A 12491-nucleotide genomic window follows, 5' to 3' on the forward strand; every position below is an offset into this window, starting at 1 on the left:
CGCCGTTTCGCCGTGCCGTTCCCCGCTGCCCGCGCCTTGCGCAGGGCCTCGGCGGTTCGAATCTCCTGCCCGTCCCTTCACGTCGGGAAGCCTGCGTTTCCCGAGAGGAGTGTTTCGCAATGGCCACCGCACTACGCTTCAGACCCCTGGACGCCTTCTACAACGTCCTCAACCCGGTTCCCTTCGGTTTCTTCGTCGCCGCTCTGGTCTTCGACGCCACCTATTTCGCCACGGCGGAGGTGATGTGGGGCAAGAGCGCGGCCTGGCTGATCAGTCTCGGCCTGCTGTTCGCCATCCTGCCCTGCGTCGTCGACCTGTGCCGCGTATGGCTGCTGCGGCGCGCGGCAGTCGTCGCGGCGGCCAGGGTTTCCTCCTTGCTGAAGTTCGCCGGCATCGTCCTGGCCATCTTCAATGCCTTCGTGCACAGCCGCGACGCCTATGCGGTGATGCCGGCCGGGCTATGGCTGTCGATCGCGACGGTGCTGCTGCTGGCGCTGGGAGAGGCGCTCCTGGCGGTATCCGCGGAGGAGGTGGCGCATGGCTAGCTTTCACTCGCTGCGCCCCGTCGCGCTTGCCGTCGGCCTGGTCCTGGCCGGCTGCAACCAGGGGTCGCAGAACGATCCGCAGCAGCAGACCGGCGCCAATCCGGCGCTTCCGGAACCGAAGCACTTCCTCCTGCCGCCGATGAAGGTACCGGAAGGCGTGGGCTGGTCGGGAGAGGCCAAGCCGACGGTGGCCCAGGGCCTGAAGATCGAGAAGATCGCCGATGGCCTGCAACACCCTCGCCAGTTGCTGGTCTTGCCCAACGGCGATGTGCTGGTGGTGGAGGCCAACTCGCCCGGCACCGCGCCGGTGACCACGCCGAAGCAACTCATCGCGGGGATGGTCAAGGGGAAGTCCGGCAAGGCCGGCAAGGGCGGCAACCGCATCACCCTGCTGCGCCGAGCCGGCGCCGGAGGCCAGTGGCAGAAGTACGTGTTCCTGGAAGGGCTGGACTCGCCGTTCGGCGTGCAGCGGGTGGGGGATTACCTGTATGTCGCCAATACCGGGAATATCATGCGCTACCGCTACGTGCCGGGTGAAACCCGGGTCGCCGACCCGGGGATGGAGTTCACCGACCTGCCGGACACCATCAACCACCACTGGACCAAGGCGCTGCTCGCCAGTCCCGACGGGCGCAAGCTCTACGTGGGCGTCGGTTCGAACAGCAACATCACCGAGAACGGCGCGGCGATCGAATACCGTCGCGCGGCGATTCTCGAGGTGGACGTCGCCAGCCGCGGCAGCCGCATCTACGCCTCCGGCCTGCGCAACCCGACCGGCCTGCAGTGGGAACCGGTCTCCGGCAAGCTGTGGACCATCGTCAACGAGCGCGACGAGATCGGCAACGACCTGGTCCCGGACTACCTGACCTCGGTACGGGAGGGCGGCTTCTACGGCTGGCCCTACAGCTACTTCGGCCAGCACCTGGATTCGCGGGTGAAGCCGCAGCGTCCCGACCTGGTGGCGAAGGCCATCGTCCCCGACTACGCGCTGGGTTCCCACGTGGCTGCGCTGGGCCTGTTCTTCTACACCGGCGACGAGTTGCCCGAGCGCTATCGCAACGGCGCCTTCGTCAGCGAGCACGGCAGTTGGAACCGCTCGCCGGTCAGCGGCTTCCAGGTGGTCCATGTGCCGTTCGCCGACGGCAAGCCCGCCGGTGCGCCGCAGCCGGTGGTGACCGGGTTCGTCTCCGCGGACGAGAAGCAGTTGTTCGGCGCGCCGGTGGGGTTGGCGCAGGCGGCCGACGGCGCGTTGCTGATCGCCGACGACGTCGGCAACGCGATCTGGCGGGTGAGCGCCGCGGGCGCCGACTAGCGGCCCGCTCGACGGTGTCCGGGCCGGAGCTGGCGGTCCGGGCACGGTGCTGCGGTCCGGCGCAGTAAATCCGTGCGTCCCTCCTGCGTCTCCTGTGCATCCGATCCGCGAATGCCGCCCCTGGCGGCCGGATCGCCGGTTGCCAGTGGAACACCACCACGCCTTGAGGGTTGAAGACATGCACGTCGCCACCAGCGTCATCGAAGACCAGCCGCTCCGCGCCACCCCGGCGGAGGGCGAAACGCTCTACGAGTTCTCCCAGTCGCCCTTGCTGGAACGGCAAAGCCGCCAGGAGTCCAACGCGCGCAGCTATCCGCGGCGGATTCCGCTGGCGCTGAAGAAGGCCAGGGGGCTGCTGGTGGAGGACGTCGAGGGGCGGACCTTCATCGATTGCCTGGCCGGCGCCGGCACCCTGGCGCTGGGGCACAACCATCCGGTGGTGATCGAGGCGATCCGCCAGGTTCTGGCCGACGAGCTGCCGCTGCACACCCTCGACCTGACCACCCCGGTGAAGGACCAGTTCGTCCAGGACCTGTTCGGCCTGCTGCCGCCGGCGCTGGCCGCCGAGGCGAAGATCCAGTTCTGCGGCCCGACCGGCACCGACGCGGTGGAAGCCGCGCTGAAACTGGTACGCACCGCCACCGGGCGCAGCACCATCCTGTCGTTCCAGGGCGGCTACCACGGCATGAGCCAGGGCGCGCTGGGGCTGATGGGCAATCTCGGACCGAAGAAGCCGCTGGGCGCGGTGCTCAGCACGGGCGTGCAGTTCCTGCCGTATCCCTACGATTACCGTTGCCCGTTCGGTCTCGGCGGCGAGGCGGGGGTCAAGGCGAACCTGCACTACCTGGAGAACCTGCTGAACGATCCGGAAGGCGGCGTGCAGTTGCCGGCGGCGGTGATCGTCGAGGTGGTCCAGGGCGAGGGCGGCGTGGTCCCGGCCGATCTCGACTGGCTGCGCGGCTTGCGGCGGATCACCGAGCAGGCCGGGGTGGCGCTGATCGTCGACGAGATCCAGAGCGGCTTCGCCCGTACCGGCAGGATGTTCGCCTTCGAGCACGCCGGCATCGTCCCCGACGTGGTGGTGCTGTCCAAGGCCATCGGCGGCAGCCTGCCGCTGGCGGTGGTGGTCTACCGCGAATGGCTGGACAAGTGGCAGCCCGGCGCCCACGCCGGCACCTTCCGCGGCAACCAGATGGCCATGGCCGCCGGTTCGGCGGTGATGCGCTACCTGAAGGAACACGACCTGGCGGCCCACGCGGCGGCCATGGGCGAGCGCCTGGCCGAGCACCTGCGCATCCTCCAGCGCGACTATCCGCAACTGGGCGATATCCGCGGTCGGGGGCTGATGCTCGGGGTCGAGATCGTCGACCCGCAGGGCGAGGCGGATGCCCTCGGTCATCCGCCGACCGACGGCGCCCTGGCCTCGCGGGTCCAGCGCGAGTGCCTGAGGCGCGGCCTGATCCTCGAACTGGGCGGCCGCCACGGCAGCGTGGTGCGCTTCCTGCCGCCACTGATCATCGGCGCCGAACAGATCGACGAGGTGGCCCGGCGTTTCGCCCGCGCCCTCGGCGCGGCGCTGGCCGGCTAATTTTCCCGCCGGGCTTTTCGTTATCCAACGCAAGGGCCGTGCTGCGCGCGGCCGTTCGATCCCATCAGGAGCAAGCAATGACTTCAGTGTTCGACCGTGACGACATCCAGTTCCAGGTAGTGGTCAACCATGAGGAGCAGTATTCCATCTGGCCGGAATACAAGGAGATTCCCCAGGGCTGGCGGGCGGCCGGCAAGAGCGGCCTGAAGAAGGACTGCCTGGCCTACATCGAGGAAGTCTGGACCGACATGCGCCCGCTGAGCCTGCGCCAGCACATGGACAAGGCGGCCGGCTGAGTGGGCGGTACGCCCGTACGGCTGTTCTGCCTGCCGTATTCCGGCGCCAGCGCCATGACCTACAGCCGCTGGCGGCGCAAGCTGCCGGCCTGGCTGGCGGTGCGTCCGGTGGAGTTGCCGGGGCGTGGGGCGCGGATGGCCGAGCCGTTGCAGACCGACCTGGCGAGCCTGGCGCAGCAACTGGCGCGCGAGCTGCACGACGAGGTCCGCCAGGGCCCCTACGCGATGCTCGGCCACAGCCTCGGCGCCTTGCTCGCCTGCGAGGTGCTGTATGCCTTGCGCGAGCTGGGTTGCCCGACGCCGCTGGGGTTCTTCGCCTGCGGCACCGCGGCGCCGTCGCGACGCGCCGAGTATGACCGCGGTTTCGCCGAACCGAAGAGCGACGCCGAGCTGATCGCCGACCTGCGCGACCTGCAAGGTACGCCGGAAGAGGTGCTGGGCAACCGCGAGCTGATGAGCCTGACCCTGCCGATCCTGCGCGCCGATTTCCTGCTCTGCGGCAGCTATCGTCACCAGCGGCGCCCGCCGCTGGCCTGTCCGATCCGAACGCTTGGCGGCAGGGAGGACAAGGCCAGCGAGGAACAGTTGCTGGCTTGGGCCGAGGAAACCCGCAGCGGTTTCGAACTGGAGCTGTTCGACGGCGGGCACTTCTTCATCCATCAGCGCGAGGCCGAGGTGCTGGCGGTCGTCGAGCGCCAGGTCGAGGCCTGGCGCGCGGGGCAGGGCGCCGCGGCGTTGGCGGTGGAGTCGGCGGCGATCTGCTGATGCCCGCGAGGGCGCCATAGGCCCTGCGGCGGGTCCGATGTCGACGAAAAAAAGGCCGGGGAGCAGCGCTCCCCGGCCTTTTTCGTTACGAGGCGCGGCTCAGCCTTTACCGGCCAGCAGCCCTTCGACTATCGCTTTCATGTCGCTTTCCAGGCCGGCCACCGGGTCCGCCGCCTCGGTGTCCACCACTACCAGGCGTGCGCCGCTGGCGGCGATGGCATCGGCGAGGGGCTTGGGTGGTTGGCGATGGTGCAGGACCAGGGCGATGTCCTCGCTCTTCAGCTCCTCGGCGAAAGCCTGGATATTGGTCTCGGTCCAGCCGTCGTCGGCCTGGATCTCCACGTCCAGCGGGTCCAGGTTGAGCCCGGCGAGCAGGTAGCCGAGGCGTTCGGAGAGGCTGATCACGCTGAGGTTGTCGGCCTTCGCCAGGCGAGTCTCGTTGCTGGCGGTCGCTTCCAGCAATTGCTTCTTCAGCGTCGCCAGGTTGGCCTGGATGGTCGCTGCGGCGCCGGGCGCCAGGCGTTCCAGGTCGCTGGCAAGAACATCGGCCATGCGCCCCAGGTTGGTCGGGTTGAGCCAGGGGTAGGCATGCAGGTCGCTGCCGGGGCGCAGGGCGATGCCGGGCAGGGCGCCGTCCACCGGACGCGCGGCGTCGATCTCGACGATACGGATATTGCTACGGCGGGCCAGCGGGTAGAGCGGGTCGTCGCTCCAGATCGAGCGCAGGTCGATCACCGCGTCGGCCTGCCCGGCGGCCTTGGCCAGGCCGCCGGCGCCGCGCCCGGCGAAGAACGAGGCCTGGCGGCTGGCCGGCAGGTTGGCCGGGGCGACCCGTTGCAGCTTGACCTCGGTGTCCCGCAGTAGGCGTTCGGCGAGGGCGTGGGTGACCGGCAGGCTGGCCAGTACCGTGACTGGCGCGGACTGAGCCGCGGCCGGCGTCGCGGCGAGGGCCGGGAGCGGGCCGGCGAGTCCGGCGCAAGCCAGGGCCAGGGCGAGGCAATGGGGTTTCAGGTTCATCCGGGGGTTCCTTTCAGGTGCGGCAGGCAGCCGCGAGCGATGGCGGCGAGGCCGAAGGCCAGGCCGGCGACCAGGATGATCGCGGCGCCGGAGGGAATCGGCAGGTCGAACATGATCGGCAACAGGATACCGGCCAGCGTGCTGACGGTGGCGATCAGCACCGCCAGCCAGAAGAACCCTTTCAGCGACTGGCTGACCAGGCGCGCCGCTGCCGCCGGGATCACCAGCAGGGCTCCGACCAGGATCGCGCCGATCACTTTCACCGCGGCGACGGTGACCAGGGTCACCAGGGCCACGAACAGGTAGTCCAGGCTCTTCACCGCGACCCCGCGCACCGCCGCCAGTTGCGGGTTGAAGCTGGCCAGCATGATGCGGTTGTACAGCGGCAGGGCCAGGCACGGCACCAGCACGGCGACCGCCGCCAGCACCGCGAGGTCATGGCCGTTCACGGTCAGCACCGAGCCGAACAGCACGTTCTCGAGGATATGCACGTTGATCTTGCCCGCCAGCACCAGCAGCAGGCTGGCGCCGAGCGCCAGGGACACCGAGAGGAACACCCCGATCAGGGTGTCCGGGGCCAGGCCGGTACGGTTGCGCAGGTAGTTGAGCAGGACGCCGAACAGCAGGCAGTAGCCGAACAGGCTGCCGTAGGGCCCGGTGTAGGGCTCGCCGAGGAGGATGCCGATGGCCACGCCGGTGAGCGCGGCGTGGCCGACCGCCTCGGAGAAGAAGGCGAAGCGCTTGACCACCACCAGGGTGCCGAGGCCGCCGAGCACCGGGCCGATCAGCAGGCCGGCGAGGAGCGCGTTGACGACGAAGCCGTAGGCCAGGGTCTCCGGCAGGTAGCCGGCGGCGGCCCAGGCCTGGACGGCCTGGCGCAGTTGTTCGTAGGCGTCGTTCATCGGCTGGCCTCCGCGTTCTTCCGGGGCTGGGTGGAGAACAGCGTGAGCAGGCGTTCCGGGGTCAGGCTGCTGGCCGCCGGACCGTCGAACAGCAGGTGGCGGTTGAGACCGCTGACCCGGTCGGCGAGGCGGCCGACGGCCTCCAGGTCGTGCTCGATCCAGAGCACGGTGACGCCGGCCTGGCGCCAGTCCAGCAGCAGCCGCTCGAAGACCTGGATGCCGCCCTCGTCGAGGGCCGACATCGGTTCGTCCAGCACCAGCAGTTGCGGCGGCGGTACCAGGCCCTGGGCCAGCAGCACGCGCTGGCGCTCGCCGCCGGAGAGGGCGCCCATGCGCCGACCGCGCTTGGCCAGCATGCCGACCCGTTCCAGGGCCGCGTCGATCGCCGGGCGCCGGCTGCGCGACAGGCCGAGGAAGGCCGGACGGCGCTGGCACATGGCGGCCATGAAATCGTCGACGGTGAGCGGCAGGCCGCGGTCGAACTCCAGCGCCTGCGGCACGTAGCCGATGCAGCCGGGCGCGCCGGGCCACTCCAGGCGCAGCTCGCCGCGATGCGGCATCTGCCCGAGCAGGGTCTTGACCAGCGAACTCTTGCCGCCGCCGTTCGGTCCGACCAGCGCGTGCACGCTACCGGCCTCGACGCGCAGGCGCACGCCATCGAGGATGCGGCTGCCGCCGAGGCTCAGGTCGATCCCGGCGAACTCGATGGCCGGCCCGCAAGGCATGGCGCAAAGCCGTTCGGCTACGGTCATGCGCCGGACTCCTGGATGGCGCGGACCACGGTGTCGAGGTTGCGCGCCATTTCTTCCTCGTACTTGCCGGCGCTGTAGTCGCCATAGGAAATGTGCGACAGCGAATAGAGCTTCACCCCGGACTCGCGCTGGATGGTCTCGACGTAGGTGGAGGGGAAGTCGATCTCGGAGAAGATCACCTTCACGTCCAGTGCCTTGAGCTGGTCGATGGTCTTCTTCAACTGGCTCGGACTCGGCTCGATGCCGTGGGCCGGCTCGACCACGGCGGTGACTTCCAGGCCGAATTCGCGCAGCAGGTAGTCGTAGGCGCCGTGGATGGTGGCGACGCGGAAGTCGGCGGCCGGGGCCTTGTTCAGCCGCGCCAGGGCGTCGGCGCGCAGGGCCCGCAGGCGCTTGGCGTAGGCCCGGGCGTTGCGGGTGTAGGCCTTGGCGTTGGCCGGGTCGAGCTTGCCCAGTTCGCGGGCGATGGTGTTGACCTGGGTGATCGAGGCGCTGATGGACAGGAAGGTGTGCGGGTTGACCACCTTGCCGGCGCCGCGCGCGGCCATGCCGGTGGCGGCCAGCAGCGGCACCTTGGCGTTCGCCTCGATCACCGGGATGCCGGGCTTTTCGCTGGAGGCGATCATGCGCTCGGCGAAATCGTCATGGCCGACGCCGTTGAGCACCACCACGTCGAGCGTGCCGATGCGCTTGATGTCCTCGGCACGCGGCTCGTAGGCATGCGGGTTGAAACCGGCGGGGATCAGCGGCACCACCTCGGCCTTGTCGCCGACGATGTTGCTCACGTAGCTGTAGTAGGGATGCAGGGTGATGCCGATGCGCAGGCGCTTGCCGTCTTCGGCCTGGGCCAGCGGGGCGAGCAGGGCCAGCAGCAGGGCGGCCAGCAGGGCACGGCCCGGGAGGAGGGCGGCGAGGCCGCGCGGACGGGATGAACGACGGGGGAACAGCATGGAAAAACGCCTTCTGTGGAGTCGATGTGCGATCAATGGCGGTGCTGACGGGTCACGCCGGCGTCGAAGCGGCTGACCACCTGGCGCCAGCCGGCGTCGGCCAGGGCTCGGGCGTCGCCCGGTACGGCGCCGGCAGCGGCCGCGGCGGGCTTCAGCCAGACTTCGGCGGGGCCGAGCAGCAGGAGGAACGAGCCGGCCACCTCGGGCTTGCCGCTGACGCCTAGGTAGCTCGGACGCCCGGCGGTTTCGCCGTGGCTCCAGCGGTGCTCGCCGCGGCTGCTTGCGGCGACGTCGGCGACGAAGGGCGGGAAGCCCTCGGCGGCCAGTTCGTCGACGGAGGGCGCGGCTTCGCCGTCGTCCAGGCGCGCCTGGATGTCTTCGGCGGCGACCTGCAGGTCGGCATAGATGCCCTGTTCGGCGGCATTCAGGTCGAGCCGGGCGTCCACCTGGTGGGCGTCCAGGGCTTGCGCTTCATGGGACTGCTGGCGCAGCCCGACCACCGTGGCGGCGAGGGCCAGGATCAGCACGCTGCCGAGCAGTACGTAGAGGGTCTCGTGGCCGGCGCCGGCCGGGCGGACGGTTTCGACGCTCATGGCGCGGCGATGTCGGCGTGGTCGATTTCCACCACGTGGCCGGGGCCGGCGTCGAACAGCACGTAGAACTCGCCGTCGGGACGCTTGAAGGTCAGGGTCGAGTCGGCGCCGAGCTTGCCGGGAACCAGGATCTGCTCGTCGTAGCCGATCACGTCGAGGGTTACGCCGGGGGCGCCGCTGCCGTCGGAGAAGCCGCCCTTGCAGCGGATCTCGCCGGCCTGCACTTCCTCGCATTCGCAGATCGGGTTGTGCGCCAGGGCCGCGCCGCTCAGGCCGAGCAACAGGGCGGCCAGGGGCAGGCGCCAGGGGCGGGTGTGGATGCTCATTGCTTACCTCGTTTGTTCAGCCAGGCCACGGTGGCGGGGGATGCCTCGGCCAGGGGAATGGAAGCCTGGTGCATGGAGCCGTCCCAACCTTCCATGGTGATCCACAGCTCGGCATCGGGCCGGGTGCGCGGCGGGATCGGCACGCTGGTGCCCATGCGGTAGGGGCTGCCGAAGAAGATCACCCCGGCGGCACGCAGGCTGCGCGGCTTGCCGATGCGCAGGTAGGTCGCCTTGACCTGGGGAATGCAGGCCTGGCAGAGGGCGGCATTGAAGTCCTTCATGAAGCCGGCGGGGCCTTCGTCGTGCGGCGGTTCGATACGCCATTCGGCGAGCTTGAGACTCCAGGGGCCTACCTGGACTTCGCCGATCTCGCGTTCACCCAGTCCGCTGCTGCCAGAGAACAACGCCATGTCGGCGAAATAACGCGGCATGAAACCGAGCGGGATCAGGATCAGCAGAACGTTCAGGTGGAAACGCCAGCGCAGCCAGAACTGGCGCAGCGGCGAAACGGGCTGGGCAACGGCGGCCTTGCTCATGGCTGTCCCTCCGCGGTCTGGTTGGCCATTACCGGCGCCGGCTTGGCCGGTTTCGGCTGGCGCGCCGGGCGCTTGCCGCGCTTGACCAGCGCGGCGGTGGCCTGTGCGGTGCGCTTGCTCCAGATCAGCAGGCCGCTGAGCACCATCATGCTCAGCAGCAGGCCGAAGACGAACCAGATCAGCTTGACCCAGATACCGCCGAAATCGCCGGTGTGCAGGGGACGCATGGATTCGGTGACGAACTGCAGGGGGGTACGGTCGCTGAGCAGGCGGGTGGTTTCGATCTTGCCGGTATAAGGGTTCAGCGCGGCCGACTGGAACATGAGCGGATACCAGCCGCGTCCGGCCACGAACATCGGGCTGTAGGCGTTGCCGGGCAGGAACACCGCGCTGGCCTCCAGGCTGGGGATGCGCCCGGTGACGAGCCGCACCGCCTCGTCCAGCTCGATGTATGGAACCTTCTGACCGGGTGCGGCGCGGGGCACGTCGGCGCGTGCGATGACCGGAGGGATGCCGTCGTTGGTCAGGGTGACGTGGTTGTCGGCAAGGATGGCCTGGATCAGGAACCAGGTGCCGGTGATGGAAATCAGGGCGATGAACCAGATCGACCAGATGCCGCTCAGGCGATGGAAGTCGCCCCAGAAGATCCGGGCGCCCTGGTTGATGCGTAATCTGGGTTTGAGAAAGCCCTTCCAGAATCGTTTATAGACCACCAGCCCGGTGATGAGCGATGCCAGCATGGGGAGGCCGAGCAGCGAGACCATGTACCAGCCCCAGCTGTAGCCGTTGTTGAACGGAACCAGCCACCATCCGTGCAGGGCACGGGTGAACTGACGAAAGTCGAAGGAGGGGCTTTCGCCCTGGATGGCGCCGGTGTAGGGGTTGATGTACAGGGTCGCCTCGCTGCCGCCGGGATAGCTGACCTCGGCAGTAAGGGCGAAATGCTCTTCGTCGGGGCGCTGGATGGATTCGACCAGGAGGTCCGGTTGGGCTTCGTTGATCGCCTTCAGGACCTGGCTGAAGCTGAGCGGCTCGGCATCTTCGTAGGGCTTGCTGGCCCGGACGTCCGGGTTGGCCAGCCAGACGATCTCTTGGCTGACCACCGCCAGGGTGCCGGTGACGCAGACGATCAGGACGAAGAACCAGATGGGCAGGGCCAGCCAGCTGTGGACGAGGAACCAGAGTCTGGAGCGGGACTTTTTCGACATGAGGCTAACGGTAGGTTAGGGGTCGTGGGCACCGACCATGGGTTGCGGGGACTGGATGCGCCCCGTTCATCCATATAGGACGAATGAGGCCGGTAGAACCTGAAGGGGAAGATGAAAGCAAATGTTTCGCAGTTGCTTTCAGCCTGGTGCCGGCGGCTTGTCCGAGGGCTTCCGTAAACGCCTGATGGCTATGCAAAAAAACCGATCGGCCAAGGTGCGACCGGAAGTCGCTGTCCGGTTAATTTTCACGATGTGTCGTCCGTTTCACATGAATGACCGAGCCCCGCGCTCGTTGCCCATGTGCACGGAAGAAGACCGATGAACGCAGAAGATTCCCTCAAGCTCGCCCGCCGCTTTATCGAACTACCCGTTGAGAAGCGTCGGGTCTTCCTCGAAACCCTGCGAGGGGAGGGAATCGATTTCTCGCTGTTCCCGATTCCGGCCGGCGTGTCTTCGGCCGAGCGCGACCGCCTGTCCTACGCCCAGCAGCGCATGTGGTTCCTCTGGCACCTGGAGCCACAGAGTGGCGCCTACAACCTGCCCAGCGCGGTGCGCCTGAACGGACCGCTGGATCGCCAGGCGCTGGAGCGCGCCTTCGCCAGCCTGGTGCAGCGTCATGAAACCCTGCGTACGGTGTTCCCGCGCGGCGCCGACGACAGCCTGGCGCAGGCGCCCCTGCAACGCCCGCTGGAGGTTGCCTTCGAGGATTGCAGCGGCCTGCCCGAGGCCGAGCAGGAAGCCCGCCTGCGCGAGGAGGCGCAGCGCGAGTCGTTGCAGCCGTTCGACCTGTGCGAGGGGCCGTTGCTGCGGGTCCGCCTGATCCGCCTGGGCGAGGAGCGGCATGTGCTGCTGTTGACCCTGCATCACATCGTGTCCGACGGCTGGTCGATGAACGTGCTGATCGAAGAATTCAGTCGTTTCTACAGTGCCTATGCGACTGGCGCGGAGCCCGGCCTGCCGGCCTTGCCGATCCAGTACGCCGATTACGCCCTGTGGCAGCGCAGCTGGCTGGAGGCCGGTGAGCAGGAGCGCCAGCTGGAGTACTGGCGCGGCAAGCTCGGCGAGCGGCATCCGGTCCTGGAGTTGCCGACCGACCACCCGCGTCCGGCGGTTCCCAGCTACCGTGGCAGCCGTTACGAGTTCAGCATCGAGCCGGCCCTGGCCGAGGCCCTGCGCGGCACCGCCCGACGCCAGGGGCTGACCCTGTTCATGCTGTTGCTCGGCGGCTTCAATATCCTCCTGCAACGCTATAGCGGGCAGACCGACCTGCGGGTCGGCGTCCCCATCGCCAACCGCAACCGCGCCGAGGTGGAAGGGCTGATCGGCCTGTTCGTCAACACCCAGGTGCTGCGCTCGGTATTCGACGGCCGCACGTCGGTGGCGACCCTGCTGGCCGGGCTCAAGGACACCGTGCTTGGCGCCCAGGCCCATCAGGATCTGCCGTTCGAACGCCTGGTCGAGGCGTTCAAGGTCGAGCGCAGCCTGAGCCACAGCCCGCTGTTCCAGGTGATGTACAACCACCAGCCGTTGGTGGCCGACATCGAGGCGCTGGACAGCGTGGCCGGCCTGAGCTTCGGCCAGCTCGACTGGAAGAGCCGTACCACCCAGTTCGACCTGAGCCTGGATACCTACGAGAAGGGCGGCCGCCTGTACGCCGCGCTGACCTACGCGACCGACCTGTTCGAGGCGCGGACCGTCGAG

Annotated in this window: 14 protein-coding genes; 6 read left to right on the forward strand and 8 right to left on the reverse strand. The window is 68.5% G+C overall.

Translation table 11 applies throughout. The annotated features are described in order from the left end of the window. The first annotated feature begins 119 nt into the window (after positions 1-119). From LT948_RS30760 to LT948_RS30780, 5 genes are all read left to right on the forward strand, one after another. Entirely contained in the window at positions 120-545 is a 426-nt protein-coding gene (locus LT948_RS30760; RefSeq protein ID WP_003111287.1) for a hypothetical protein, read from the forward strand. Beyond that, complete coding sequence (locus LT948_RS30765; protein WP_031636119.1) at positions 538-1857, forward strand: PQQ-dependent sugar dehydrogenase; 1320 nt, start codon at positions 538-540, stop codon at positions 1855-1857. The genes LT948_RS30760 and LT948_RS30765 overlap by 8 nt, the downstream gene beginning before the upstream one ends. A 178-nt stretch (positions 1858-2035) precedes the next feature. Further along, a complete protein-coding gene (locus tag LT948_RS30770; protein ID WP_003089638.1) occupies positions 2036-3445 on the forward strand; it encodes an aspartate aminotransferase family protein in 1410 nt (469 codons plus the stop codon). 77 nt (positions 3446-3522) lie between these two features. Next, positions 3523-3741: an MbtH family protein gene (locus LT948_RS30775; protein WP_003089636.1), complete on the forward strand. Its 219-nt coding sequence runs from the start codon at positions 3523-3525 to the stop codon at positions 3739-3741. Then, positions 3742-4506, forward strand: coding sequence for a thioesterase II family protein (locus tag LT948_RS30780; RefSeq protein ID WP_003105945.1), 765 nt, complete (start codon positions 3742-3744; stop codon positions 4504-4506). It abuts the gene before it with no gap. Between the two features lie 99 nt (positions 4507-4605). Here LT948_RS30780 and LT948_RS30785 read toward each other — a convergent pair whose 3' ends face one another. The 8 genes from LT948_RS30785 to LT948_RS30820 are packed head-to-tail and all read right to left on the reverse strand — an operon-like array spanning position 4606 to position 10790. Further along, positions 4606-5523, reverse strand: a complete 918-nt coding sequence (locus LT948_RS30785) for a metal ABC transporter solute-binding protein, Zn/Mn family (protein ID WP_003120118.1) — start codon at positions 5521-5523, stop codon at positions 4606-4608. Continuing rightward, entirely contained in the window at positions 5520-6425 is a 906-nt protein-coding gene (locus LT948_RS30790; RefSeq protein WP_003106903.1) for a metal ABC transporter permease, read from the reverse strand. The genes LT948_RS30785 and LT948_RS30790 overlap by 4 nt, the downstream gene beginning before the upstream one ends. Beyond that, the gene (locus LT948_RS30795; RefSeq protein WP_033995062.1) at positions 6422-7177 is read right to left on the reverse strand and encodes a metal ABC transporter ATP-binding protein; all 756 of its coding nucleotides are present in this window, start codon (positions 7175-7177) and stop codon (positions 6422-6424) included. Before LT948_RS30795 ends, LT948_RS30790 begins: the two co-directional genes overlap by 4 nt. Beyond that, on the reverse strand, positions 7174-8127 hold the full coding sequence (locus tag LT948_RS30800) for a metal ABC transporter substrate-binding protein (RefSeq protein ID WP_033995061.1): 954 nt from the start codon (positions 8125-8127) through the stop codon (positions 7174-7176). The genes LT948_RS30795 and LT948_RS30800 overlap by 4 nt, the downstream gene beginning before the upstream one ends. Before the next feature lie 32 nt (positions 8128-8159). Next, the gene (locus LT948_RS30805; protein ID WP_003089625.1) at positions 8160-8720 is read right to left on the reverse strand and encodes a DUF6162 family protein; all 561 of its coding nucleotides are present in this window, start codon (positions 8718-8720) and stop codon (positions 8160-8162) included. Further along, positions 8717-9046, reverse strand: a complete 330-nt coding sequence (locus tag LT948_RS30810; protein WP_003089624.1) for a hypothetical protein — start codon at positions 9044-9046, stop codon at positions 8717-8719. The genes LT948_RS30805 and LT948_RS30810 overlap by 4 nt, the downstream gene beginning before the upstream one ends. Further along, positions 9043-9582: a hypothetical protein gene (locus tag LT948_RS30815; protein ID WP_003111932.1), complete on the reverse strand. Its 540-nt coding sequence runs from the start codon at positions 9580-9582 to the stop codon at positions 9043-9045. Before LT948_RS30815 ends, LT948_RS30810 begins: the two co-directional genes overlap by 4 nt. Then, a complete protein-coding gene (locus tag LT948_RS30820) occupies positions 9579-10790 on the reverse strand; it encodes a PepSY-associated TM helix domain-containing protein (RefSeq protein WP_003106912.1) in 1212 nt (403 codons plus the stop codon). The genes LT948_RS30815 and LT948_RS30820 overlap by 4 nt, the downstream gene beginning before the upstream one ends. Before the next feature lie 318 nt (positions 10791-11108). On the opposite strand from LT948_RS30820, the gene LT948_RS30825 reads away from it, so the two are divergent. Continuing rightward, positions 11109-12491: condensation domain-containing protein (locus LT948_RS30825; RefSeq protein ID WP_073662843.1), on the forward strand; the 1383-nt coding region annotated here is incomplete at its 3' end.

The sequence above is a fragment of the Pseudomonas sp. CP-1 genome, from assembly GCF_021213715.1.
Lineage (GTDB): Bacteria > Pseudomonadota > Gammaproteobacteria > Pseudomonadales > Pseudomonadaceae > Pseudomonas > Pseudomonas aeruginosa.